A 23,373-nucleotide genomic window follows, 5' to 3' on the forward strand; every position below is an offset into this window, starting at 1 on the left:
ACGCACTCACGAGCTCTATCCTGGGGCGATGACACCGCAGGAGGTCAGGTCCGCATGCCTGGCGCTCGCGGGCGCCCGCGAGGAGTTCCCGTTCGACGAGGCGAACAGCGTCTTCAAGGTGGCAGGGAAGATGTTCGCGCTGAGCCCGCTCGGCGCCGAGCCGCTGCGGGTGAGCCTGAAATGCGACCCGGAGCTGGCGGTGCAGCTGCGCGGAGCCTATCCGGCGATCACCGCAGGCTATCACCTGAACAAGCGGCACTGGAACACGGTCGTGCTCGACGGCTCGGTACCGGACGAGCTGGTGCGCGACATGATCGAGGACTCCTACGATCTCGTGGTCGCCGGGCTGCCCAAGGCGCAGCGGGAGCGGTTCTCGCTGTTCAGGCCTCGTGAGTGAGGAGCCGAGTTCTAACTCGGGTGAACACTCACGAGCGGTGACGGTCAGCCGAGGATTGTGAGGGCCTCGGGCACGCAGCGCACCGACAGCGGCAGCCGCCCGATCGGCTCGCCGTCGGCGTAGGAGGGCCAGTCACTGCCGGACAGGGTCAGCTCCCGCGCCCGCAGCGTGCGCACGGCCGGGTGGTCGCGGTGCAGGCCGGCACGCAGGCTGGGCAGCATGCGGACGAGTTCGCGCCGCGTGGCACGGCCCACCACCGTCACGTCGAGCAGGCCGTCGTCGGGCCGCGCGTCCGGGCAGATCGGCACCCCTCCCCCGTAGTAGGCGGTGTTGCCGACGGCCACCAGGGTCGCGTCGAGCTCGACGTGCTCGGACTCGGTGCGCAGCACCAGCGGGCGGGCCCGGAACGCGGCGAGCTCGGCGAGGATCGCGAGGTCGTAGCGCCGAGGCCCGGTGGGATGGCGCATCCGGTTGGCGCGCTCGCTGACGGCGGCGTCGAAACCGGCGCACAGCACGGTGCCGAACCACGTGCCGCCCACCTTGCCGAGGTCGATCCGGCGCCGCAGACCCGAGCGCAGGGCGGCCACCACGGTGTCGGCCGCCGCCAGCGGATCGGGCGGCATCCCGAGCGCCCTGGCGAGGTCGTTGCCCGTCCCGGACGGGACCACTCCGAGCGCGACGCCGGTGCCCGCGCAGAACTGGACGGCCTGATGCGCGGCGCCGTCACCGCCGAGAACCACGAGGGCGTCCAGCCCGGCCGAGCGCGAGCGGGACATCAACGCGTGTGACTGCTCCACCGAGTCGGCGGCGAGCAGGTCAAGCCGGTCGACCTGCTCGCGCAGCCGGGCCGCGACGGTGCCCGCGATCCTGGCCGCGGCACCGCCGCCCGAGCCGGGATGGACGGCGAGTGCCGCGTGCAGTCCCATCCTGGCCGTGCTACGTGACGTCGTCGGTACTCGTCGAACTGCTCGACGCGCTGGGCCTGGCGGGTGGCGGCTCGTCGTCGACCGAGGTCGGCGTGTACTCGAAGGGAGCGGCCTCGTCGTCGGAGAGCTGGTCCCAGCCCTCGTCGGCCCGTTGCCGGTCCAGCTTGCGGTCGTGCAGGCGCGTCAGCTGGATCGCGAACTCGAAGAGCAGCGTCAGCGCACCGGCCAGGGCGATCATCGAGAACGGGTCCGCGGGCGTGACGAACGCGGCGAAGACGAACAGCGCGAAGATGATGCCGCGCCGCCACTTCTTCAGCTGCTGGTACCGGACGACACCCACCCGGTTCAGCATCACGATGAGCAGCGGCAGCTCGAAGCTCACCCCGAAGATCAGCAGCAGGGACAGCACGAACGAGACGTACTTGTCTCCCGTCAGGGCGGTGACAAACGAGTCGCCGCCGAAGTTCATCAGGATCTCGAGCGCGTGCGGGACCATGAGGTAGGCCAGCACGGCGCCGAGGGCGAACAGCACACTCGCGAAGCTGACGAAGGTCATCGCGTACTTGCGTTCCTTCGAGTACAGCCCCGGCGCGATGAACGCCCAGATCTGGTAGAGCCACAGCGGGGCGAAGAGCACCGCTCCGGCGGCCAGGCCGACCTTCAGCTGGATCATGAAGGCCTCGAACGGCACGGTCTGCAGAAGCTGGCAGCCATCACCGGACGTGAGCCGCCGCTCCTCCGGAACGGCGCAGTACGGACCTGTGATGAGCTCGCCGAGGGACGGGATCGGGCCGACCCGGTTGCCGAACCAGATGAACCCGATGATCCCGCCGGCGATGAGCGCCAGCAGGGCGTAGCCCAGGCGACGGCGGAACTCGTAGATGTGCTCGATGAGCGTCATCGTGCCGTCGGGGTTGTACCGGCGGCGCCGCTGACGACGCTTACTCCCGCGCCGTTCGCGCTGGTCAGAGGAGTCCGCCACGGAGAGTGTCCGTTCTAGTCAAGGCCACTCACCACGGGCGCCGGTCGGCCGCCCGTGGTGACTTCGAGGTGGGTCAGCCCGCGTTCTTCTGCGCCTGGTCGGCCGGGGCGGTCGCCTGCTGCTGCTTCTTCAGCTCATCGAGCTGCCGCTGCAATTCCGCGACCTGCTGGTCCTTGTCCGGCTCGGACGACTGCGGCAGCTGCCGCGTCTCGGCTTCCTCGCTCTGCTGGTCCGACTCCCCGGAACCGCGCATGTCCTTCGTTTCGGCCTTGAAGATCTTCATGGACTTGCCGATCGACCTGGCGGCATCGGGAAGCCGCTTGGCACCGAAAAGCAGGACCACGACAAGAACCAGGATGATCAAGTGCCACGGCTGCAGTGCGCCCATCGGTGGCCTCCTTACTCGTTCACGTCGATCGTACTGTGTAGCTCGCCGTCCGCGCGGGCGTGGTCGCGTCGCCGCGCCACCGCGACCCGGACCGCCGCCGACCGTGCGCGCAGCAGGCCGACCCGGTCGCGGCTCTCCGCCGTAACCATGCTCACCGTGCGGTTGTACCGGCGCAAGAGGCGCACCGTATGCAACAACACGGCACCGAGCACGAATATCCCAAGCGCGGCGAGCGCGACGCTCAGCACGTAGTACACGCGGACAGCCTACTGGCCCGAGGTAACCGGCAGGTGACGCGCTCGCGCCAGCGCGGCGGCGGCCCGCTGTCGGACGGCCTCCGCGAGCTCGGCGGGCCGCTCGACGCGCGCCCTGCCACCGAGGCCGAGCACCAGCCGCACCATCCACGACTGGTCGCCGTAGCGCATCAGCACACGCAGCCGCCCGCCGTCCAGCTCGGCGAGCTCCTCGCACGGGTAGTACTCGGCGACCCAGCGCGCGTCGGGATCGAGCACGATCTCGGCCTCCGGATGGTCGGGCTCCGGGGAGAACACGCCGCCGCTGAGGTCGGTGGGCTCGGCGTGGGCAGGCGGCGCGGACGGCTCGTCGAGCACGACGATGTCGTCGAAGCGGTCGAGCCGGAACAGCCGCACGTCCCCCGCCAGCCGGCACCACGCCTCCAGGTAGCCGATCGCCTGGACAATGAGCAGCCGCATGGGATCCACGGTGCGGTCGGTGATCCGGTCCCGCGAGGCGCTGTAGTAGCGGATCCGCAGTGCGCGCCCCACCTGTAGTGCCGCGCGCACCGTCTCGCGGGTGCGCGCGGTGGTCGCGGCCTCCCGCACGCCCATCCCCACGACGACGCCTGAGGGCTGCGCAGCGCCTGCCGCGGCCTCGATCTTCGCGATGGCGCGATGCACCGCATCGGTGTCGAGCACGCCGGGAGTCTCGGCGAGCGCCCGCAGCGCGATGAGCAGCGCGGTCGCCTCCCCACCGGTGAGCCGCAGCGGACGCCGCATTCCCGCGTCGTAGGTCACCGACACGGTGTCGCCGTCGAACGAGAGGTCGATCAGGTCGCCGGGCCCGTACCCGGGCAGCCCGCACATCCAGAGCAGTTCCAGGTCCTTGCGGAGCTGCCGGGCGCTGACGTCGAAGTCCCGGGCTGCCTCCTCGATCCGGATGCCCGGCCGGGCGAGCAAGTAGGGAACCAGGGCCAGCAGGCGGGGCATGCGTTCGGTCGACCCGCTCACCCGTCCTCCCCGTGCACCACGCGCTCCAGCCGGTCCCGCACCGACTTCGCGAGCACGTCCGGCTCCAGCACCAGCACGTCCTCGCCGTGGCCGGCGATCCAGTCGGCCGCGCTCTCCGGGAAGTACAGGTCCAGCTCCATCACGTCGCCAGGGTCGTCACCTACGGTCATCCTGCCGACCGGCTGCGCACGGCGGCGGACGCCGGCCGCCCTGCCGTCGGCGATCCACAGGCGTGCCCTGGCGACCGGCGACGAGTCGCGCTCCGACGTGCCGGCGACGAAGTCGAGCAGGTTGACATCCCGCGGCCGCCGCACGGCACCCGGTTTGCCGACCCGGCGCACCTCGCCCGTGATCCTGGACAGCCGGAAGCACCGGGGCGCGTCCCGATCGCGGTCGTGACCGACGACGTACCAGCGGGCCCGCCAGGACACGACTCCCCACGGTTCGAGCGTGCGCGCGCGCCGCTCGGGCGAGTCGGAGCGCCGGTAGTCGAACCGGACCACCTGGCCGTCCTGCACGGCCGCGAGCAACGGCGCGAAGGCGGGTTCGGTGTGCACGCGCGGTTCCACGATGGTCGGCGCGTTCTCGTCGACCTCGACTCCGGCCGCGCGCAGCTTCACCAGCGCGCCCTGCGCCTGGCCGGTCAGGTCCGGGGAGTCCCAGAGCCGCACCGCCAGCGCGACGGCGGCGGCCTCGTCGGGGGCGAGGTCGATCTCGCCGAGCTCGTAGTCCCGCCGGGCGATGCGGTAGCCCTCGACCGGGTCGAACACCGAGTTGCGCCCGGTCTCCAGCGGAATTCCCAGCTCGCGCAGCTCGGTCTTGTCCCGTTCGAACATCCGGGAGAACGCCTCGTCACTGGTCGCGTCGGCGTATCCGGGCACGATTCCGCGAATCCGCTCGGCAGTGAGGTACTGCCGCGTGGAGAGCAGGGCGAGCACCAGGTTGACCAGGCGCTCAGCGCGGGCGGTGGACACCTTGACAAGCCTAGCTCGCGTCGCCTCCGCCCAACGGGACATCCGCCGATCGCGCGTCGTGGGCGGGTCCGCGGGCGGCCCGGGCCACGACGGCTCGCCGCTGCTCGGACAGCGCACCTCCACCCAGCCCCTCCGCGAACAGCAGCATCGACCGGAGCAGGGCCTCGTCCCGGATGTCCTCCCCCGCCTCTCGCATCGGGCCGTCGACGAACAGCATCGCCATGCCGTGTGTCATGGACCACGCGGTGAACTCGGCCAGCGGCCTGCGCTCGTCGGGCAGGTACCCGCACGCGACGAGCTCGTCGAGCGCGTCGACCAGCTTGCCGAACGGACCATCGGCGCGCTGGGCATCCCGTGGCGGGAGCACCGTGCCCGCGCGGGAGAAGGCCGTGTGGAACAGGCCCGGCTGCGCGAGCGCGAAGTTGAGGTAGCCGCGCCCGAGCGCGGCGAGGTTGCCGAGTGCGCGCTCGACCCGGTCCTCGATGCCCGTCCGCAGCCGCAGCTCCTCGTCCATCGCCGCGGTCAACCGGGCCATCGCCTCATCCTTCGCGGCAGCCAGCAGCTCCTCGTGCCCGGCGAAGTGCCGGTAGGCCGCGGTGGGCGTCACGCCGACCACCCTGGCGGCGGCCCTGATCGTCACGGCGCGCGGGCCTCCGGACTGCGCCAGCTCCGCCGCGGCCTCGATCAGCGCGTTGCGGAGGTCGCCGTGGTGGTAGCCGCTTCGAACAGCCGCTGAGGGACTCACAGCTCAATGTTGACAGGCGTGCACATTTGGTGCAAGTTAACAGTCGCCAAGTTTCCACCTGTCAACATCTCCTCCTCTCTCCCCGGAGCACCCCATGTTCGCTCGTATCGGTCGCTTCGCCGCCGACCACGCACGCGCGGTTCTCGCCGTCACGCTGCTCCTCCTGGTGGGCGCAGCCGCACTGGGCTTCACCGCCTTCGGCAAGCTGCAGTCGGAGGGCTTCACCGACCCCGGCGCCGAGTCCAGCGAGGCCGCCGCACTCATCGACTCGGAGTTCGGCGGCCAGGCCGACCTGCTCTTCCTCGTCACCGCCAACGGCGGCGGCAGTGCCACCGACGAGGCCACCGACGACATCGACGACCCGGCCGTGCAGGCCGCCGGGACACGACTCACCGAACGGCTCAGCGCCGACCCCGCACTGACCGACATCACCTCCTACTGGCCGGCCGGAGCACCGCCACTGCGCTCCGCCGACGGTCGGCACGGCCTCATCACCGCGCAACTCGCCGGCGGGCAGGACGCGCAGGATTCGGGCGACACCGTCGACGCACTCGCCGAGCGCTACCGCGGCACCGACGGTCCGATCACCGTCGAGCTCGGTGGCGGGGAGGCCGTCGGGCAGGACATCGGCGGGCAGGTCGCCTCCGACCTCGTCGTGGCCGAGGCGATCGCCGTACCGCTGATCCTGCTGCTGCTCGTCGTCGTGTTCGGCAGCCTCGTCGCCGCGGTCCTGCCGCTCGTCGTCGGCGGCATCGCGATCCTCGGGACCTTCGCCCAGCTCTCGGTGCTCGGCTCGCTCACCGACGTCTCGGTGTTCGCCATCAACCTGACCACCGGCCTCGGGCTCGGCCTGGCGATCGACTACGCGCTGTTGATGGTCAGCCGGTTCCGCGAGGAACTCGCAGCAGGCTTGCCGACCAGGGACGCCGTCGTGCGCACCGTGAGCACCGCGGGCCGCACGATCACGTTCAGCGCCGCCACGGTCGCCGTCGCTCTCTCCGTGCTGCTGCTGTTCCCGCAGTACTTCCTGCGCTCGTTCGCCTACGCCGGCATCGGCGTCATCGTCATCGCGATGCTCGGCGCGATCCTCGTGCTGCCCGCGCTGCTCGCGGTCCTCGGGCCACGCGTCAACGCCGCCCGGCTGCCCTGGCTGCGCCGCGAGCCGAGCGTCGTCTCCGGGTTCTGGCGGCGCGTCGCGGCGACGGCGGGCCGCCGGCCGATGCTCGTCGCCGCACCGGCGCTCGTCCTGCTCGTCCTCGCCGCGTCACCACTGCTGCGGGTCGAGTTCGGCACCCCGGACGACCGCGTGCTGCCGGCTTCGGCGTCGAGCCGGATCGTCGGCGACACACTGCGCGAGCAGTTCCCCGGCGACGACAGCAGGGCCATCCAGGTCGTGCTGACCACACCCGCCGACGGCGGCGCCGCCACGGCCTACGCCGACCGGCTCGCCGCCGTGCCAGGTGTCACACGGGTCGCCGAGCCCGTACCGGGACGGCTGTTCTCCGTCGTCACCGCCGGGGAGTCACGTTCCGAGTCCGCCCAGCAGGTGGTGGAGCAGGTGCGCGCGGTCGCCGCCCCGCCCGGCTCAGCGGCGCTCGTCGGCGGCGCCGCCGCCGTGCTGCTCGACAGCAAGGGCGCCATCGCCGACCGGCTCCCCCTCGCCCTCGGACTCATCGCGCTCACGACGTTCGTGCTGCTGTTCCTGTTCACCGGCAGCGTGCTGCAACCCCTGCGCGCGCTCGTGTTCAACGTGCTCGGCCTTTCCGCCGCGATGGGCGTGATGGTGCTGATCTTCCAGGAAGGCGCGCTGTCCTCGGTCCTCGGCTTCACGCCCCTGCCACTCGACACGAGCATGCTGGTGCTGCTGTTCTGCATCGCGTTCGGACTGGCGATGGACTACGAGGTCTTCGTGCTGAGCCGGATCAAGGAGGCACACGACCTCGGCCTCGACCCACGGCAGGCGGTCGTCGACGGCCTGTCCCGGACGGGCCGCATCGTGTCCATGGCTGCGGTACTGCTGGCCGTCAGCTTCTTCGCCTTCGGCACCAGCGGAGTCAGCTTCATCCAGATGTTCGGACTGGGCACCGGCCTCGCGATCCTGATCGACGCCACGATCATCCGCGGCCTGCTCGTGCCCGCAGGCATGCGGGTGCTGGGCTCCCGCGCCTGGTGGTCGCCCGGACCGCTGCGCAGGCTGCACGACCGGGTGGGTGTCCACGAAGCACCGGCACCGGAGCCACGCGAGACCGTGGGAGTCTGACCTTGCCTCACCGCCTGTCCTTGATTTCAGGCGGGCGCGGCGTTGTGCCTGGTCACCTCTCGTGAGTGCGCACGCGAGTTAGAACGCGGCTCCTCACTCACGACCGTTGACCTGCGGAAACAGTGCGCCTGGTCCGTTCCAGCAGGTTCGAAGGCAGCCTCTCACCGTCGCACCTCGGCCAGCGGCACCGGAGTGCCGCGCCGGCGGGACAGCTCACACGCCTCGGCGACGTAGAGCGCCTCAAGGGCCTCGCGGGGAGTGCACGGGCTCTCCGCGAGGCCCGCCGCCACCTCGGCGAACCGGGCGAGCTCCGCCACATACGCCTCCCGGAAACGTTCGAGATAGGTGCCGTAGGGCTCGGCCCGGCGCCAGGAGAGCCGCCGCTCCGCCGACGGCAACGGCGCCCGGTCGTCCAGCCCGACGATCCGGGCGCCGGCCGAGCCGCACACCTCCAGCCGCACGTCGTGACCCGCGCCGTTGTAGCGGGTGGCGGTCACGGTGGCGAGCATGTCATCGTCGAACCGCAGCACGGCCGCGCACGTGTCGACGTCGCCGGAGTCAGCGAAGAACGCGGCCCCGCGGTTGGCGCCAAGGGCGTGCACCTCGCTCACCTCCCTGCCGGTGAGCCAGCGCAGGATGTCGAAGTCGTGGATGCCGCAGTCCCGGAACAGGCCACCGGAGGTCGGGATGTACGCCGCGGGCGGCGGAAACGCGTCGGCGGTCACCGCGCGCAGGGTGTGGACCCAGCCCAGCGAGCCGTCCCGCAACGCCGCCCTCGCGGCCTGGTACCCGGCATCGAAGCGGCGCTGGAAGCCCACCTGCACCGGCACGGCACTCGCGTCGGCGTGCGCGATGACCTCCAGGGTCCCGGCGACGTCCGGGGCGACCGGCTTCTCGCAGAACACCGCGACCCGCGCGTCCAGCGCCCGGTGAACGAGCTCCGCGTGCGCGCTGGTCGCCGCCGCGATCACCACACCGGCCACCCCTGAGGCGAACAGCCCGTCCACGCTGTCGGTGGCCTCGATCCCGGCCTGCCCAGCGAGCCGCCGCGCCCTGGCCGGTTCCGCGTCGGCGACCACCACCGAGTCCACCCCGGCGAGACCGCCGAGGGTCGCGGCGTGAAAAGTGCCGATTCGCCCGGCGCCGATCAGTCCCATCCGCATGGCGGCTCCCGTCTTTGGACCGGTCCAATCCGTATTCACACCCTGAACGTGCTGTGAGATGGTGTCAATAGCAGCTGTGTGCTGAGATGGACCGGTCCAGCGAGAGGAGCACGGTGCCCGCAGCACGCGGCGGCAGGCCGCCGACCATCCGCAGCGTGGCCGAGCACGCCGGTGTGTCCAAGTCCCTCGTCTCTCTCGTGCTGCGCGGCTCACCGCGGGTCAGCGAGGCCAGGCGCCGCGCCGTGCTCGACGCCGTCCGCGAACTCGGCTACCGCCCGAACGCCACCGCGCGCCACCTCACCGAACGGCGCAGCCACACCGTCGGCGTGCTGCTCAACGACCTGCGCAACCCCTGGTTCGTCGAGTGCCTGGAAGGGCTCAACTCGGTCTTCCACGCTCACGACCTGCGGATGTTCCTCGGCGACGGCAGGCTCGACCGCCGCACCGACGAGGCGCTGACCCAGGGCTTCCTCGAACTGCCCGTCGACGGCATGGTCCTCGTGGGCACCATGCCCGAGTCCGCCGTCATCGCCGAGGCCGCGGCCACGCTGCCCACCGTGGTCGCCAGCAGCAGGGACTTCGACCTGCCGGGCGTGCCGGTCTTCGCCAACGACGACCGGCACGGCGCCGCCCTCGCCGTCCGCCACCTCGCCGACCTCGGCCACCGGCACATCGCCCACCTCGCGGGCTCCTTCGGCGCCGTCGCCCGCCTGCGCCGCGAAAGCTACGAGCAGACGATGCGCGCACACGGCCTCGGCGAGCACATCCGCGTGGAGCGGTGCGACCTCACCGAGGAAGGCGGCTACCGCGCCGCCGTGCGCCTGCTCACCGGCCCCCGCAGGCCGACCGCGCTCTTCGCGGTCAACGACATGGCCTGCGTCGGCGCGCTCTCCGCCGCCGAAGAACTCGGCATCGCCGTGCCCGGCGAACTCTCGCTCGTCGGCTACGACAACACCTACCTCGCCCGCATCCGGCACCTGTCACTGACGACCGTGGACAACGCGAGCCACGAGGTCGGCCGGAACGCCGCCAAAGCACTGCTCGACCGGATCGCCGGACGCGCGGACGGCGCCGGTGAGCACCTGCTGCCACCGGAGCTGCGAATCCGCTCCTCCACGGCCCCGCCGACCCGGCTCACAACGAGCTGATCAGCCGTTCCACCCGCTCGTCGACCGACCGGAACGGGTCCTTGCACAGCACGGTCCGCTGCGCCTGGTCGTTCAGCTTCAGATGCACCCAGTCCACCGTGAAGTCGCGCCCGGCCTGCTGTGCCGCCGCGATGAAGTCGCCGCGCAGCTTCGCCCGCGTCGTCTGCGGCGGGGTGTCCTTCGCGAGCTCGATCTCGCCGTCGTCGGTGACCCGCCGCACGAGCCCCTTGCGCTGCAGCAGGTCGAACACGCCCCGGCCCCGCCGGATGTCGTGGTAGGCCAGGTCCAGCTGCGCCACCCTGGGGTCGGAAAGGTCGAGATCGTTCTTGCTGCGGTACCGCTCGACCAGCCGGTGCTTGATCGCCCAGTCGATCTCCGTGTCGATCTTCGAGAAGTCCTGCTTCTCGACGGCCTCGAGCGCGCGGCCCCACAGCTCGACCACGCGCTGCGCGGTCGGCCCCGAGTCGTTCGCCGCCACGTGCTCGACCGCCTTCGCGTGGTACTCCCGCTGGATCTCCAGCGCGGAAGCCTCGCGGCCGCCGGCCAGCCTGACCTGCCGCCGCCCGGTGAGGTCGTGACTGATCTCCCGGATGGCCCGGATCGGGTTGTCCAGCGTGAAGTCGCGGAACTGCACGCCCTGCTCGATCATCTCCAGCACCAGGTTCGCGGCGCCGACCTTGAGCAGCGTCGTCGGCTCCGCCATGTTCGAGTCGCCCACGATCACGTGCAGCCGCCGGTACCGCTCGGCATCGGCGTGCGGCTCGTCCCGCGTGTTGATGATCGGCCGCGACCGCGTCGTGGCGCTCGACACACCCTCCCAGATGTGCTCAGCGCGCTGCGACAGGCAGTACACGGCGCCCCGCGGGGTCTGCAGCACCTTGCCCGCCCCGCAGACCAGCTGGCGCGTGACCAGGAAAGGCAGCAGCACATCGGCGATCCTCGAGAACTCACCGGCACGCGTCACCAGGTAGTTCTCGTGACAGCCGTACGAGTTGCCCGCCGAGTCGGTGTTGTTCTTGAACAGGAAGATGTCGCCCCCGATACCCTCGTCCGCGAGCCGCCGTTCCGCGTCGACGAGCAGGTCCTCCAGGATCCGCTCCCCCGCCTTGTCATGCGTGACCAGCTGAGTCAGGTCGTCGCACTCGGCGGTCGCGTACTCCGGATGCGAGCCAACGTCGAGGTAGAGCCGGGAGCCGTTGGACAGGAACACGTTCGAGGACCGTCCCCACGACACCACTCGCCGAAAGAGGTACCGCGCCACTTCGTCGGGAGACAACCTGCGCTGCCCGTGAAAGGTGCAGGTGACTCCGAACTCGGTTTCGATCCCAAAGATCCGCCGCTGCATCCTTCAAGGGTAGGCGCTTTTGGCCGCAGTACGGCGGACCGACCGCCCGTCGAGACGGTCTCGGTACGTTGGACACCAGCACTGCCGGGTCACCGGCGGCTCCGCAAGAGGCTAACAGCATGAAGTCAGGACACCCGTGATTCGCCACGTCAAGGTACGTCTGCGCCAGGTCGGCTCCACCGACCGCGCGCTCGTGGCCCGCAGCGCCGCGCTCCCCAGGACCCCGGCCGACCGGTTGCTCATGGCGCTGACCAGATCCGCGAACAAGGGCCGCCTCTGGTGGGCCGTCGCCGCGGTGCTGGCCGGCCGGAAAGGTCCTGCCCGGCGCGGCGCGCTACGCGGCGTCGCCGCCATCGCCGGCGCCAGTGCGGGCGCGAACCTGCTCGGCAAACCCCTGTTTCCCCGCCGGCGGCCGGCCGCGGAGGAGGTCCCCGAGCATCGCAGGCTCGTCCGCCCTCCCACGTCGTCGTCGTTCCCGTCCGGGCACGCGGCGTCCGCCGCCGCGTTCGTCACCGCCGTCACCATGGAGTCGCCGCGCGCGGGCCGGGCACTGCTGCCGCTCGCCGCCGCCGTGGCCTACTCGCGCGTGCACACCGGCGTGCACTGGCCCAGCGACGTCGGCGCGGGAGCGCTCATCGGCGTCGCCGCGGCGCTGGGCACCCGGCACTGGTGGCCACTGCGCTCCGGCATGCCCGGAAACACCATGCATCGCGCCGAGGCGCCGGTGATGCACGACGGCGAGGACATGCTCGCCGTGGTCAATCCCGGATCCGGCCACGCGGACTTCGACCCCACGGAGGAAGTGCGCTTCGCCTGGCCGAAGGCGGCGCTCATCTACCCCGAGCTCAGCACCGACATCCGTGCGCAGCTCACCGCCGAGATCCGCCGCCGCGAGCGGGTACGCGCACTCGCCGTCGCGGGCGGCGACGGCACGGTGGCCGCGGTCGCGTCCGTCGCCGCGGACCACCGGCTCCCGCTCGCGCTCATCCCGGCCGGAACGCTCAACCACTTCGCCCGCGACGTCGGGGGCCGGTCGATGCCCGACGCCGACGCCGCGACCGAGGCGGGCGCGGCCGTCGGCATCGACCTCGGCGAGGTCGAGATCGACGGCACGGGCGAGACGACGCGGCTGTGGTTCGTCAACACGGCCAGTCTCGGCGGCTACCCGGAGATGGTCCGGCTGCGCGAGAGGATCCAGCAGCGGCATCCCAAATGGCCCTCGGCGGCGATCGCGATGATCCGCACGCTCCGCCGGGCTCAGCCGCTCCCCGTCCGGCTCAACGGCAAACAAGCCCTCGTCTGGATGCTGTTCGTGGGCAACGGCACGTACGCACCGAAGGGCTTCGCGCCCTCCCATCGCCCCGCGCTCGACACCGGTCTGCTCGACGTGCGCTACCTCCGGGCCGACGTCGCCTACTCACGCGCCCGTTTCGTGCTGGCCGCGGTCACGAACACCCTCGCCGCGAGCCACGTCTACCGCCAGTACGACCTGCCCGCCCTCGACGTCGAACTGCTCGACGGCAACCGCCGCGTGGCCACCGACGGGGAGGTCGGCCCACTCGGCCGCACGTTCCGCTTCCGCGCCAGGACCAGGGCGCTCACGATCTACCGGCTCTGAACCTCCGCCGTACCCGTGATGAACCGCGCGCCGGACTCACTCGGCGGGCTTGTCCTCCGGCGGCTGCTCGCCGTCACCCTCGGGCTCCGCGGCGGGCGCGCTCGGCAGCAACGCGTCCAGTGCCGCGCCGGTGATGCGGCGGAACTTGCGGCCCGGCCGCTGCCGGTCGAGCACCGCCACCTCCAGCTTGCCCAGCTGTTCACCCTCGCCGTTGCCACCGCCCGACGAGCCGGCCGCCGGTGAGCGCAGCGCCGCCGCGGCCACGCCCAGCGCCGCACCGAGCTCCATCCCGTCCTCGAACTCGTCCTTGAGCTTGTCGCTGATCGTTTCGGTCTGGCCGCCCATAACGACGAACCGCGACTCGTCGACGATCGAGCCGTCGTAGGTGAGCCGGTACAGCTGGTCCTCCGCCGCCTCGGCACCGACCTCCGCCACGCAGATCTCCACCTCGAACGGTTTGAGCTGCTCGGTGAAGATCGTGCTCAGCGTCTGCGCGTAAACGTTGGCCAGCGCCAGCGCCCGCACATCCCGCCGGTCGTACTGGTAACCCTGCAGGTCCACATGCCGGATGCCGCCGCGGCGCAGGCTTTCGAACTCGCTGTAGCGGCCCACCGCGGCGAACCCGATCCGGTCGTAGATCTCGGACACCTTGTGCAGCGTCGGGTTGGCGTTCTCCGCCACGAAGAGCAGTCCGCCCCGGTACTTCAGCACGACGACGCTCCGTCCTCGCGCGATGCCCTTGCGGGCGAGCTCGGAACGCTCGCGCATCAACTGCTCAGGTGAGGCGTACAGCGGCATCGTCACTGCGTTGGCTCCGCTCTGCTGGTCGGGATGGTGTGCTCTGTCGGATGGTCGGGGCGGCGCCGCTAGCCGAGCCTGCCGGGCCGCTCCGCGCGGCGCTCGACGACGGTCCGTGCCAGCTCGGAGGTCTCCTCCTCCGGCACCTTGAGCGCGCCGTGCTCCGCGGTGATCGTCACGACCGTCGGATAGATGTGGCGGACCAGGTCCGGCCCGCCGGTTGCCGTGTCGTCGTCCGCGGCGTCGTAGAGCGCCTCGATCGCCGCCCGCACCGCGGTCTCCGAGTCGGCCTCGGGGTCGTAGAGCTTCTTCAGCGCCGACTTCGCGAACACCGAACCGGAGCCGATCGCGTGGTAACCGGCGTTCTCCTCGTACCGGCCGCCGGTGACGTCGAAGGACACGATCCGCCCGGCCCGCTTCGGGTCGCTGGCCTGGATGTCGTAACCGACGAACAGCGGCAGCACCGCCAGGCCCGCCATCGCCACGTCCAGGTTCGCCTTGACCATGGTCGCCAGCTTGTTCGTCTTGCCGTCCAGCGACAGCGAGACGCCCTCGATCTTCTCGTAGTGCGCGAGCTCGACCGCGTAGAGCCGCACCAGCTCGATGGCGATGCCGGCCGTACCGGCGATGCCCACCGAGGAGTACTCGTCGGTGACGAAGATCTTCTCCAGGTCACGCGACGCGATCAGGTTGCCGGTGGTCGCCCGCCGATCACCCGCGATCAGCACGCCGCCGCTGAACGTCGACGCGACGATCGTCGTCCCGTGCGGCGCCTCGAAGCCGCTACCCGCGGTCACCGCTCCCTGCGGACGGTCACTGGGCAGCAGCTCCGGGGCCTGGGCCCGCAGGAACTCGGTGAAGGACGAGGACGTCGACGACAGGTATGCCGAGGGCAGCGCAAAGCCCGAGTTGCGCGGAGAGTTTTCCATGCGTGCTCGTGGTTCCCATCAACGAAGTGAGCCGGACTGAAATGCGGTCAGCTAGCCTATTGGATCGGGTCGAGCGCCAGTGCCCGCGACACGATCACGTCGCCGCGATCATAGGATCTTGCCGGCCCCGTCACTGGCCGCCCTTCTGCACGTACGCACGCACGAAGTCCTCGGCGTTCTCCTCGAGCACGTCATCGATCTCGTCGAGGATCGTGTCGACGTCCTCGCCCATCTTCTCGCGACGTTCCTGACCGGCGGCATCGCCGGCTTCGATCTCCTCGTCGGAGTCGCCGCCGCCGTGCTTCTCGATCTTCTCCTGAGCCATCTCGCCTCCCGGTGTGGCCGTTGCTTCCAGGGTACCTAGAGCCGCCGACATTCGGTGTGTCCATCGCCACGCGGTGCAGGTCCCGCTAGTCCGATCCGGTCAGCGCCTCCACCAGTTCCTCGGCCGTCGCGCAGTCGTCCAGCAGCTTCCCCACGTGCGCCTTCGTGCCGCGCAGGGGCTCCAGGGTGGGAATGCGCACCAGCGACTCCTTGCCGACATCGAAGATCACCGAGTCCCACGACGCGGCCGCGATGGAGCTGGCGTACTTCTCGAGCGTCCTGCCCCGGAAGTACGCGCGGGTGTCCGACGGCGGGGTGGTGACCGCCTCCCGCACCTCATCCTCACTGACCAGGCGTTTCATCGAGCCACGCGTCACCAGCCGGTTGTAGAGTCCCTTGTCCAGCCGCACGTCGGAGTACTGCAGATCGACCAGGTGCAGGCGCGGCGCCGCCCAGCCGAGCTGGTCCCGCTGGCGGTAGGCCTCCAGCAACCGCAGCTTGGCAGGCCAGTCGAGCCGGTCGGCGCACTCGGCCGGATCACGGACCAGCGCGTCGAGCACCTCGCCCCAGACCCGCAGCACCTCCTTCGACTGCTGGTCCGCGCCCGTGCGCTCGACGTGCGCCGAAGCCATCTCGTGATACGCGAACTGCAGGTCGAGACCGGTGTACTTGCGGCCGTTGGCGAGCTCCACCTTGGTCCTGAGCGTGGGATCGTGGCTGATCTCGTGCACCGCGCGCACCGGCTCGTGGAGCTTGAGGTCGTCGAACCGGATGCCGGCCTCGATCATGTCCAGCACCAGCGCGGTCGTGCCGACCTTCAGGAAGGTCGAGTACTCGGCGAGGTTCGCGTCGCCGACGATCACGTGCAGCCTGCGGTACTTGTCCGCATCGGCGTGCGGCTCGTCCCGGGTGTTGATGATGCCGCGCTTGAGCGTCGTCTCCAGGCCGACCTCGACCTCGATGTAGTCGGAACGCTGGGACAGCTGGAAGCCCGGCTCCTCGCCCTGGGCGCCGATGCCGACCCGGCCGGAGCCGGTGACCACCTGCCGCGACACGAAGAACGGCGTCAGGCCGGAGATCACGGCGGTGAACGGCGTGGACCGCGCCATCAGGTAGTTCTCGTGGGTGCCGTAGCTGGCCCCCTTGCCGTCCACGTTGTTCTTGTAGAGCTGCAGCGGGGGCTGGCCTGGCACGGTGGCCGCCTTGATGGCGGCCTCCTCCATGACTCGCTCGCCCGCCTTGTCCCAGATCACCGCGTCCCGCGGGTTGGTGACCTCCGGCGCGGAGTACTCCGGATGCGCGTGGTCGACGTAGAGGCGCGCCCCGTTGGTCAGGATGACGTTCGCCGCGCCGAGGTCCTCGACATCGGGGTCCTGGCCCTGGTGCCCGGGCCCGGCCAGGTCGAAACCACGAGCGTCCCGCAACGGCGACTCGACCTCGTAATCCCAGCGCGCGCGCCGGGCCCGCGGGATGTCCGCGGCCGCCGCGTACGCCAGCACGACCTGGGTGGAGGTCAGCACCGGGTTCGCCGTCGCGTCGCCAGGCACCGCGATGCCGTACTCCACCTCGGTTCCCATGATCCGCCGCATGGCACCAGCCTACGGGTCATGGTGGGAGTATCGCCTTGTGGGCGGTGACGAGCTTGTTGCGAAGTACGACCCGCGCGGAGCCGTCGTGGGCAGCGTGAGCAGGGCAGAAGTCCGGGCCGAAGGGCACTGGCATGCCGCGGCCGTGGTCCTGGTGCGCTCGCCCGACGGCGAGCAGGTCTACGTACACCTGCGCTCGCCGGACAAGGACGTGTTCCCGTCCGCGTACGACTGCTGGGCGGGCGGCGTGGTGGCCGCGGGCGAGACCCCGGCGGAATGCGCCGGCCGGGAGCTCGCGGAGGAGCTGGGCATCCACGGCGTGTCACCGGTCCCGCTGTTCACGCTCGTGTACGACCGGCCGCCGATCCGCTGCCACAACTTCGCGTTCGAGGTGCGCTGGGGCGGCCCCATCATCCACCAGCCCGAGGAGATCGTCGGCGGTGACTGGATGCCGCTGCCTGAGCTGCGCGCGTGGGCCGACGACCCCACCAGCCCGCTGGTCCCGGACGGCCGCCTCGGCATCCAGGAGTGGTTCCGCCGCTACGGCTGAACGGAGAGCCTGGCCGCCGCGACCGGGGCGAGCCGCCGCACCGCCTCGGCGGCACGCTCCCGCTCCCCGGCATTCACCTGTACACCGGAGAGCACGCGGCCCTGCGCGAGCAGCACGGTGCAGGTCGTGTCCGCGCACCACGCCGCATGGGCATCCACCGGGGGCTCGACGGCCACCGGGATCGGCTCGCCTGCGCAGCGCACGCGCCCGTCGAGCACATCGGCCGCGGAATGGTCCGGGTAGCCGGTCACGCGCTGCTCGAGCGTCGACCCGGTCGCGTACTCCCAGCGACTGTCACGGCGCTGCTGGGAGACCAGGCCGAGCGGGATCGCGGCCAGGCAGCCGTCCGCGGACGCCACGGCAGGTGCGGGCCGCACGCCCTCGGCGGCGACGTCCTCGTCGGTGAGTACCGCGGCGCTCACCGACGCACCGAGCCGGGTGGGGTCCGCCGGCGCGTCCGGCGTCTCCGGCGGATCCGCAGTGGTTTCGGTGCTCTCGGTGCTCCCAGCGGCGGCCGTGTTCGAGGCGCTCGGCGGGCCGGCCGGAGCGCCGTCGTCGTAGTAGGTGTTGAGGTCGTTCGGCCGATCGGCGCAGCCGGCCAGCGCGGCCGCCGCCAGCGCCGTCACGGCGATCGCTACCCGCCCTTGACGCACGGTGTCTCTCCGTCTTCCCGTCGTCCCACAGTTGCCCCGAACGGGGCCCGACAGTAGTGCAGGCCGTCACCGCCAAGTCAGCGAGGATCGATGTGCCCAGTAATCGGCCGGACTCTCGGCGAGACCGCTCAGCGTCCCGAGCTCCTCGGCGGTCAGGCTGAGCTCGGCCCCGTTCAGGTTGGCGGCCAGCTGGGCCCTGCTCGCCGGACCGGTGAGCACGACGTCCGCCCACGGCTGCGCGAACGCCGCGGCCAGTGCCACGGCGTCGGCCGGTACGGCCCACAGGCCGGCCAGTTCGGCGATCGGCCGGGGCGGGTCCACGGCGAGCCTGCCGTTGGCCAGCGTCTCCTTGAGCTGCACCAGCGTGCCCGCCGCATGGGCTTCGGCCAGGGCTGGCGCCGCGGAGGGTTCCAGCAGGTTCCACGTCGCCTGCACCGCCGTGAACACCGGCTGCCCGGCACTGCTCAGTTCGAGTGCCCGGCGGATGGTGTCCGCCTGGGCGGGCCCGGAGGTGGAGAAGCCGACCCGGACACCGTTCCCGGCCAGTTCGGCGAGCCCGGCGAGCAGCGGCTCGTCGGAGAACAGCGGGCTGTCGGCCGTCAGCGAGTGGACCTGGTATAGCGAGATCACCTCGCCCAGCAGCTCCTGACTCTCCCGCCATTGCTGCCGGAACCGGGACAGCGAGTGTTCCTTGACCTCGTGCACCGCCGCGTCGAGCCGCCAGTCACCGACGTAGGCGTAACCCCACTTGCTGGACACCGTGACGTCCGTGGTGCCACGGGCGTCGAGCCACTGCGCGAGGAACTCCTCCGCGCGGCCGTAGGACCGGGCCACGTCCACCCGGCGCACCCCTGCCGCGTACGCCTCGTCCAGCACGTCGTGCGTGGCCGCGCGCATGGCCGCGACGTCCCGCTCGGCAGGCAGCTCCCCGACCCGGCCGAGGTTGAGGTACGCGGGGCGGCCCAGCGCCGCGAGACCGACAGCCGTCCGTGCGGTGTTGTTCATGGCGCCACGGTAATCGGATAGGGGGCGGATGGATGCCTCATATGCCGTGCCGTATAGGTCGTTATACATCTGGTTGCCGGTGGCGCAACAGCTCCAGGAACTGATCGGCCGACAGCACCTCACGATGGAGCTTCTCCAGCCGCGCAGCGGGCGCCCGCACGTATCCCTTGCCGAACACCGGGGCTATCTGGCGGAGGCTCGCGCCCGCCTCCCGGGCGGCCAGCAGGGTCCAGTCGGACGCGTTCGCGCACGCCGTCGACGCCGCCCGGAGCTCGCCGAGCAGGCGGATCAGCTCGGCCGCGTCGATCTCCTCGGCACGCACGGCGGCGGCCGTGTTCTCCAGCCAGGCCAGCACGTCGGCCGCCGTGACGGGAGCGGAAATCGGGGAGGACGAGGAGGACGGGGAGGACACGGAGGGCGCGGAGGACTCTGTCATGGCGACAGAGTATAGGACGTTATACACCTCGTGTCACAATGCGGACCACCGGCACTGCGTTCTCGCAACGCCGGTGGCCCGCACCGGATGGCAGCGGCCGCTACAGGTACTGCCCCGTGTTGGTCGCGGTGTCGATCACCCGGCCGGAATCCTGGTTCTTGCCGGTCACGAGCGTGCGGATGTATACGATCCGCTCGCCCTTCTTGCCGGAGATCCGGGCCCAGTCGTCCGGGTTGGTGGTGTTGGGCAGGTCCTCGTTCTCCGCGAACTCGTCGACGATCGCGTCCAGCAGGTGCTGCACGCGCAGGCCGGGCTGGTTAGTCTCCAGCACCGACTTGATCGCCGACTTCTTCGCCCGGTCCACGATGTTCTGGATCATCGCGCCCGAGTTGAAGTCACGGAAGTACAGGACCTCCTTGTCCCCGTTGGCGTAGGTGACCTCCAGGAACCGGTTCTCGTCGGTCTCCTCGTACATCCGCTCGACGGTGTGCTGGATCATCGCCTCCAGCGTCGCCTGCGTGTCCCCGCCGAACTCGGCGAGGTCGTCCGAGTGGATCGGCAGGCCGGGCGTGAGGTACTTGGAGAAGATGTCCTTCGCGCCCTCGGCGTCCGGCCGTTCGATCTTGATCTTCACGTCGAGCCGGCCCGGCCGCAGGATGGCCGGGTCGATCATGTCCTCGCGGTTGGAAGCGCCGATCACGATGACGTTCTCGAGCCCTTCGACACCGTCGATCTCCGAGAGCAGCTGCGGGACGATGGTGGTCTCCACGTCGGAGGACACCCCGCTGCCACGGGTCCGGAAGATCGACTCCATCTCGTCGAAGAAGACGATCACGGGCGTGCCGTCCGAGGCCTTCTCCCTGGCCCGCTGGAAGATCAGGCGGATGTGCCGCTCGGTCTCCCCGACGAACTTGTTGAGCAGCTCGGGACCCTTGATGTTGAGGAAGAAGGACTTCACGTCCGAGGCCGAGTCGTGCCCGTTGCGGCCCTGGGCGACCTTCTTCGCCAGCGAGTTGGCGACCGCCTTGGCGATGAGCGTCTTCCCGCAGCCCGGAGGCCCGTAGAGCAGGACGCCCTTCGGCGGCCTGAGCTCGTACTCCAGGTACAGGTCGGAGTGCAGGAACGGCAGCTCCACGGCATCGCGGATCTGCTCGATCTGCCGGTAGAGACCTCCGATGTCCTCGTAGCGGACGTCCGGGACCTCCTCCAGCACCAGATCCTCGACCTCGGCCTTCGGGACCCGCTCGTAGGCGTAACCGGCCTTCGAGTCGACCAGCAGCGAATCACCGGGCTTGAGGGTCTGCTCGCCGAGCGGATCGGCCAGCCACACGACGCGCTCCTCGTCCGCGTGTCCCACGACGAGGGCACGCGGGCTGCCGCCCTCGTTCTCCGGCAGCAGTACCTCGCGCAGCGCGCACACCTCGCCGGTGCGCTCGAAGTCGCCTCCCTCCACCACCGTGAGCGCCTCGTTGAGCCGCAACGACTGACCGCGTCGCAACGAGTCGATCTCGACCGCCGGGGACACCGACACCCGCATCTTCCGGCCCGCGGTGTAGACGTCCACCGTGCTGTCCTCGTACGCGGCCACGAAAACGCCGTAGCCACTCGGAGGTTGCGCGAGACGATCGACCTCTTCCCGCAGTGCCAGCAGCTGTCCCCGCGCCTCCCGCAGCGTCTCGACCAGCTTGTTATTACGCTCGGTAAGCTGACTTACACGCTCGGTCGCCTCGGCAAGTCGTTGCTCGAGCACTCGGTTCTGGCGGGGCGAGTCGGTCAGTTTCCGGCGCAGCAGAGCGACTTCTTCCTCGAGAAACCGGATCTGCCGTGCCTGCTCGCTCGTCGGGGTCCCCGCCGTTCCTGCTCCACTCGTATCTGAAGAGTCGGCCTCCTCGTGCCGACCTCCGGGAAGGTCGTGTTGCATTTCGGCACCTCCTCGGAATGCTTTCTTTCCACGGTACCGGCGATCACCGACATGAAAAGCCCTTCCGCATCACAGGATCGGCGCGTCGCACGCCGGAAGGCGGCCGAACTCCGGCACAAGAGCCGACTCGGTGGCATGTCTCCGGCCCTGATCGTCACTGTCCGTCTGTACCCGCGACAGTCAGGCCGAAACGCCGAACCGGACAAAGCAGGCCGACGCGCCACACCGCGGCCAGGTGAAAGGCGGCGCCGCTAGCATCGGCTTCCGATCCACCGCGTGGAGCACGATTTCCGCAGGATGCGACCACAAAGGGGCACTCATGACGTATCCGCCGCAACCGCAGGGCCCATCGGGTCCGGCGTGGCAACCGGGCCCGCACGGTCCGCAGGACGCGGGAAACCAGCCGGGCCCGCACGGCGGCACATCCGCCCCGGGCGGAGTACAGCCCCGATACGGTGGGCAAACCGGGCCGGACCCAACACAACAATTTGGCCAACCAGGCCCTTACGGGCCGCAGAACCCGCCACCGTACGGGCCACCGCAGCCAGGCTTCCCCGGCGGACCGGGTGGCGAGCCCCCGCGCAGGAGGAAGACCGGGCTCATCGTCACGCTGGCGATCGCCGCGGTGCTCGTCGTCGCGGGCGCGGTGGCGCTCGTCCTGCTGCTCACCCGCGAGGACGACCAGGCGCGGCCGGAGTCCGCCGGCGCCGCCCCCGTTTCGAGCGAGGCACCGTCCGCGACGGCCGCGCCGCAGGCACCCACCGGGCCCGAGCACTCCGAGCCGGCCGAGCCCCCTGTGTCCCAGCCCCCTGTGTCGTCCCAGCCCGGAGTACCGGACGACCAGGGACAGCCGGCTCCCGGCGGGCGGGCCACCAACCAGGAACTCGCCGACGCCGTGATCGTGGCCTTCAACGGTCAGGACGGCCGGGCACTGCGCGACATGGTCTGCCCCAGCGTCAAGGACGCCAAGGAGCCGTCCATCCCCGGCGACCTCACCGCCGAGCTCCTCGACGTGACCGAGGGGGCGGGCACCGGGAAGATCTCGTTCCGGCTCACCTCCGGCGGTCAGGCGCAGGACGGCAGCTTCGCGACGAAGCAGGAGGGCGGGACGTGGTGCCTGTCCGGCCCGGCCTGAGCGCTAGCCGCGGCTGGGCCTGCGGCGCGGCCGCGGCGGCGTGACGCCCTCGGCCAGCCTGCGGGTGGTGAGCAGGAACGCCGTGTGCGCGACCATGCGGTGCTCAGGGCGAACCGCCAGTCCCACGACGTGCCAGGGCCGCAGCACGGTCTCCCACGACTCCGGCTCGGTCCAGCACTGCTGTTCCCGCAGGGCCTCGGTGATCCGGGACAGCTGCGTCACGGTGGCGACGTAGACCACGAGGACGCCGCCAGGAACGAGGCTGGCCGAGACCGTGGGCAGCACCTCCCACGGCGAGAGCATGTCGAGCACGGCGCGGTCCACCTCACCGTGGTGCTCGGCCACGTCGCCGACCTGGAGCGTCCAGTTCGGCGGCGACCCGCCGAAGAACTTCTCGACGTTGCGGACGGCGTGCTCGGCATGGTCCTCACGCACCTCGTACGAGGTGACACTGCCCTCGGGGCCGACGGCCTGCAGCAGGGAGCAGGTCAGCGCGCCCGAACCCGCGCCCGCCTCCAGTACCCGCGCACCGGGCCGCATGTCACCCCACATCAGAATCTGCGCGGCGTCCTTGGGGTAGATCACCTGCGCGCCGCGCGGCATCGAGAGCACGTAGTCGGCGAGCAGCGGGCGCAGGGCCAGGTACGAGGTCCCGCCCGTCGACGTGAGGACCGAGCCCTCCGGCCTGCCGATCACGTCGTCGTGGTCCAGTGCCCCCCGGTGGGTGTGGTACTGCCCGCCCTCGGTGAGGACGATCGTGTAGTGCCGGCCCTTCGGGTCGGTCAACTGCACCCGGTCACCGGCGCGGAACGGCCCCCCTGCTGCCACTGAACCTCCATTTCG

Annotated in this window: 24 protein-coding genes; 6 read left to right on the forward strand and 18 right to left on the reverse strand. The window is 70.8% G+C overall.

Translation table 11 applies throughout. The features are described 5' to 3' along the window. Positions 1 to 28: 28 nt before the first annotated feature. The gene (locus JAP66_RS13915) at positions 29 to 397 is read left to right on the forward strand and encodes an MmcQ/YjbR family DNA-binding protein (RefSeq protein WP_199432141.1); all 369 of its coding nucleotides are present in this window, start codon (positions 29 to 31) and stop codon (positions 395 to 397) included. Between the two features lie 44 nt (positions 398 to 441). On the opposite strand, the gene JAP66_RS13920 is transcribed toward JAP66_RS13915, so the two are convergent. The 7 genes from JAP66_RS13920 to JAP66_RS13950 form a co-directional block, all read right to left on the reverse strand. Continuing rightward, positions 442 to 1,323 (reverse strand): diacylglycerol/lipid kinase family protein, encoded by an 882-nt coding sequence (locus JAP66_RS13920; RefSeq protein ID WP_199432142.1) that lies wholly within the window; start codon positions 1,321 to 1,323, stop codon positions 442 to 444. 10 nt (positions 1,324 to 1,333) lie between these two features. Continuing rightward, positions 1,334 to 2,305 (reverse strand): twin-arginine translocase subunit TatC, encoded by a 972-nt coding sequence (tatC, locus tag JAP66_RS13925; protein WP_199432143.1) that lies wholly within the window; start codon positions 2,303 to 2,305, stop codon positions 1,334 to 1,336. Positions 2,306 to 2,378: 73 nt separating this feature from the next. Continuing rightward, positions 2,379 to 2,693 (reverse strand): Sec-independent protein translocase subunit TatA, encoded by a 315-nt coding sequence (gene tatA / locus JAP66_RS13930; RefSeq protein WP_199432144.1) that lies wholly within the window; start codon positions 2,691 to 2,693, stop codon positions 2,379 to 2,381. Between the two features lie 11 nt (positions 2,694 to 2,704). Next, on the reverse strand, positions 2,705 to 2,950 hold the full coding sequence (locus JAP66_RS13935; RefSeq protein ID WP_199432145.1) for a bacteriophage holin: 246 nt from the start codon (positions 2,948 to 2,950) through the stop codon (positions 2,705 to 2,707). Positions 2,951 to 2,959: 9 nt separating this feature from the next. Next, positions 2,960 to 3,940 carry a helix-turn-helix transcriptional regulator gene (locus JAP66_RS13940; protein ID WP_199432146.1) on the reverse strand — a complete coding sequence of 327 codons (981 nt, stop codon included), beginning with the start codon at positions 3,938 to 3,940 and terminating at the stop codon, positions 2,960 to 2,962. After that, a complete protein-coding gene (locus JAP66_RS13945; protein WP_199432147.1) occupies positions 3,937 to 4,914 on the reverse strand; it encodes a helix-turn-helix transcriptional regulator in 978 nt (325 codons plus the stop codon). Before JAP66_RS13945 ends, JAP66_RS13940 begins: the two co-directional genes overlap by 4 nt. Positions 4,915 to 4,924: 10 nt before the next feature. Further along, positions 4,925 to 5,659 carry a TetR/AcrR family transcriptional regulator gene (locus JAP66_RS13950; RefSeq protein ID WP_199432148.1) on the reverse strand — a complete coding sequence of 245 codons (735 nt, stop codon included), beginning with the start codon at positions 5,657 to 5,659 and terminating at the stop codon, positions 4,925 to 4,927. Positions 5,660 to 5,753: 94 nt separating this feature from the next. Between JAP66_RS13950 and JAP66_RS13955 the strand changes: the two genes are divergently transcribed. After that, on the forward strand, positions 5,754 to 7,919 hold the full coding sequence (locus JAP66_RS13955; protein ID WP_199432149.1) for an MMPL family transporter: 2,166 nt from the start codon (positions 5,754 to 5,756) through the stop codon (positions 7,917 to 7,919). Positions 7,920 to 8,080: 161 nt separating this feature from the next. Here JAP66_RS13955 and JAP66_RS13960 read toward each other — a convergent pair whose 3' ends face one another. Continuing rightward, positions 8,081 to 9,082 (reverse strand): Gfo/Idh/MocA family protein, encoded by a 1,002-nt coding sequence (locus JAP66_RS13960; protein WP_199432150.1) that lies wholly within the window; start codon positions 9,080 to 9,082, stop codon positions 8,081 to 8,083. 113 nt (positions 9,083 to 9,195) lie between these two features. Between JAP66_RS13960 and JAP66_RS13965 the strand changes: the two genes are divergently transcribed. Next, entirely contained in the window at positions 9,196 to 10,230 is a 1,035-nt protein-coding gene (locus JAP66_RS13965; protein WP_199432151.1) for a LacI family DNA-binding transcriptional regulator, read from the forward strand. Here JAP66_RS13965 and pafA read toward each other — a convergent pair. Then, entirely contained in the window at positions 10,217 to 11,575 is a 1,359-nt protein-coding gene (gene pafA / locus JAP66_RS13970) for a Pup--protein ligase (RefSeq protein WP_199432152.1), read from the reverse strand. The genes JAP66_RS13965 and pafA overlap by 14 nt on opposite strands. A 241-nt stretch (positions 11,576 to 11,816) precedes the next feature. On the opposite strand from pafA, the gene JAP66_RS13975 reads away from it, so the two are divergent. After that, positions 11,817 to 13,193 carry a bifunctional phosphatase PAP2/diacylglycerol kinase family protein gene (locus JAP66_RS13975; protein WP_199432364.1) on the forward strand — a complete coding sequence of 459 codons (1,377 nt, stop codon included), beginning with the start codon at positions 11,817 to 11,819 and terminating at the stop codon, positions 13,191 to 13,193. Between the two features lie 36 nt (positions 13,194 to 13,229). Here the strand turns inward: JAP66_RS13975 and prcA are convergent, their stop codons facing one another. From prcA to dop, 4 genes are all read right to left on the reverse strand, one after another. Then, a complete protein-coding gene (gene prcA, locus JAP66_RS13980; RefSeq protein WP_199432153.1) occupies positions 13,230 to 13,997 on the reverse strand; it encodes a proteasome subunit alpha in 768 nt (255 codons plus the stop codon). A 62-nt stretch (positions 13,998 to 14,059) separates the two neighbouring features. Then, on the reverse strand, positions 14,060 to 14,920 hold the full coding sequence (prcB, locus tag JAP66_RS13985) for a proteasome subunit beta (protein ID WP_199432154.1): 861 nt from the start codon (positions 14,918 to 14,920) through the stop codon (positions 14,060 to 14,062). Between the two features lie 130 nt (positions 14,921 to 15,050). Then, entirely contained in the window at positions 15,051 to 15,245 is a 195-nt protein-coding gene (locus JAP66_RS13990) for a ubiquitin-like protein Pup (RefSeq protein ID WP_199432155.1), read from the reverse strand. Positions 15,246 to 15,330: 85 nt separating this feature from the next. Continuing rightward, positions 15,331 to 16,833 carry a depupylase/deamidase Dop gene (gene dop, locus JAP66_RS13995; RefSeq protein WP_199432156.1) on the reverse strand — a complete coding sequence of 501 codons (1,503 nt, stop codon included), beginning with the start codon at positions 16,831 to 16,833 and terminating at the stop codon, positions 15,331 to 15,333. Here dop and JAP66_RS14000 point away from each other — a divergent pair. Continuing rightward, entirely contained in the window at positions 16,832 to 17,380 is a 549-nt protein-coding gene (locus JAP66_RS14000; RefSeq protein ID WP_199432157.1) for an NUDIX domain-containing protein, read from the forward strand. The genes dop and JAP66_RS14000 overlap by 2 nt on opposite strands. Here the strand turns inward: JAP66_RS14000 and JAP66_RS14005 are convergent. From JAP66_RS14005 to arc, 4 genes are all read right to left on the reverse strand, one after another. After that, the gene (locus JAP66_RS14005; protein ID WP_307849558.1) at positions 17,371 to 18,033 is read right to left on the reverse strand and encodes a hypothetical protein; all 663 of its coding nucleotides are present in this window, start codon (positions 18,031 to 18,033) and stop codon (positions 17,371 to 17,373) included. The genes JAP66_RS14000 and JAP66_RS14005 overlap by 10 nt on opposite strands. A 66-nt stretch (positions 18,034 to 18,099) precedes the next feature. Then, the gene (locus JAP66_RS14010) at positions 18,100 to 19,038 is read right to left on the reverse strand and encodes an aldo/keto reductase (RefSeq protein WP_199432158.1); all 939 of its coding nucleotides are present in this window, start codon (positions 19,036 to 19,038) and stop codon (positions 18,100 to 18,102) included. A gap of 61 nt (positions 19,039 to 19,099) precedes the next feature. Then, complete coding sequence (locus JAP66_RS14015) at positions 19,100 to 19,474, reverse strand: hypothetical protein (RefSeq protein ID WP_199432159.1); 375 nt, start codon at positions 19,472 to 19,474, stop codon at positions 19,100 to 19,102. Between the two features lie 100 nt (positions 19,475 to 19,574). Beyond that, positions 19,575 to 21,395 carry a proteasome ATPase gene (gene arc, locus JAP66_RS14020; RefSeq protein ID WP_199432160.1) on the reverse strand — a complete coding sequence of 607 codons (1,821 nt, stop codon included), beginning with the start codon at positions 21,393 to 21,395 and terminating at the stop codon, positions 19,575 to 19,577. A 625-nt stretch (positions 21,396 to 22,020) separates the two neighbouring features. Between arc and JAP66_RS14025 the strand changes: the two genes are divergently transcribed. Continuing rightward, entirely contained in the window at positions 22,021 to 22,530 is a 510-nt protein-coding gene (locus JAP66_RS14025; RefSeq protein ID WP_199432161.1) for a hypothetical protein, read from the forward strand. A 3-nt stretch (positions 22,531 to 22,533) separates the two neighbouring features. On the opposite strand, the gene JAP66_RS14030 is transcribed toward JAP66_RS14025, so the two are convergent. Next, a complete protein-coding gene (locus JAP66_RS14030) occupies positions 22,534 to 23,358 on the reverse strand; it encodes a tRNA (adenine-N1)-methyltransferase (protein WP_199432162.1) in 825 nt (274 codons plus the stop codon). Positions 23,359 to 23,373 lie beyond the last annotated feature (15 nt).

The organism is Qaidamihabitans albus (assembly GCF_016464705.1).
In the GTDB taxonomy this organism is placed as follows: domain Bacteria; phylum Actinomycetota; class Actinomycetes; order Mycobacteriales; family Pseudonocardiaceae; genus Qaidamihabitans; species Qaidamihabitans albus.

Excerpts from the sequence above, each read along its gene's own strand:
- JAP66_RS13915 (WP_199432141.1), top strand. The coding sequence starts at position 29 with ATGACACCGCAGGAGGTCAGGTCCGCATGCCTGGCGCTCGCGGGCGCC.
- JAP66_RS13920 (WP_199432142.1), bottom strand. The coding sequence starts at position 1,323 with ATGGGACTGCACGCGGCACTCGCCGTCCATCCCGGCTCGGGCGGCGGT.
- tatA (WP_199432144.1), bottom strand. The coding sequence starts at position 2,693 with ATGGGCGCACTGCAGCCGTGGCACTTGATCATCCTGGTTCTTGTCGTG.
- JAP66_RS13955 (WP_199432149.1), top strand. The coding sequence starts at position 5,754 with ATGTTCGCTCGTATCGGTCGCTTCGCCGCCGACCACGCACGCGCGGTT.
- JAP66_RS13960 (WP_199432150.1), bottom strand. The coding sequence starts at position 9,082 with ATGCGGATGGGACTGATCGGCGCCGGGCGAATCGGCACTTTTCACGCC.
- pafA (WP_199432152.1), bottom strand. The coding sequence starts at position 11,575 with ATGCAGCGGCGGATCTTTGGGATCGAAACCGAGTTCGGAGTCACCTGC.
- JAP66_RS13975 (WP_199432364.1), top strand. The coding sequence starts at position 11,817 with ATGGCGCTGACCAGATCCGCGAACAAGGGCCGCCTCTGGTGGGCCGTC.
- prcB (WP_199432154.1), bottom strand. The coding sequence starts at position 14,920 with ATGGAAAACTCTCCGCGCAACTCGGGCTTTGCGCTGCCCTCGGCATAC.
- JAP66_RS13990 (WP_199432155.1), bottom strand. The coding sequence starts at position 15,245 with ATGGCTCAGGAGAAGATCGAGAAGCACGGCGGCGGCGACTCCGACGAG.
- JAP66_RS14000 (WP_199432157.1), top strand. The coding sequence starts at position 16,832 with ATGGCACCAGCCTACGGGTCATGGTGGGAGTATCGCCTTGTGGGCGGT.
- dop (WP_199432156.1), bottom strand. The coding sequence starts at position 16,833 with ATGCGGCGGATCATGGGAACCGAGGTGGAGTACGGCATCGCGGTGCCT.
- JAP66_RS14010 (WP_199432158.1), bottom strand. The coding sequence starts at position 19,038 with ATGAACAACACCGCACGGACGGCTGTCGGTCTCGCGGCGCTGGGCCGC.
- JAP66_RS14015 (WP_199432159.1), bottom strand. The coding sequence starts at position 19,474 with ATGACAGAGTCCTCCGCGCCCTCCGTGTCCTCCCCGTCCTCCTCGTCC.
- arc (WP_199432160.1), bottom strand. The coding sequence starts at position 21,395 with ATGCAACACGACCTTCCCGGAGGTCGGCACGAGGAGGCCGACTCTTCA.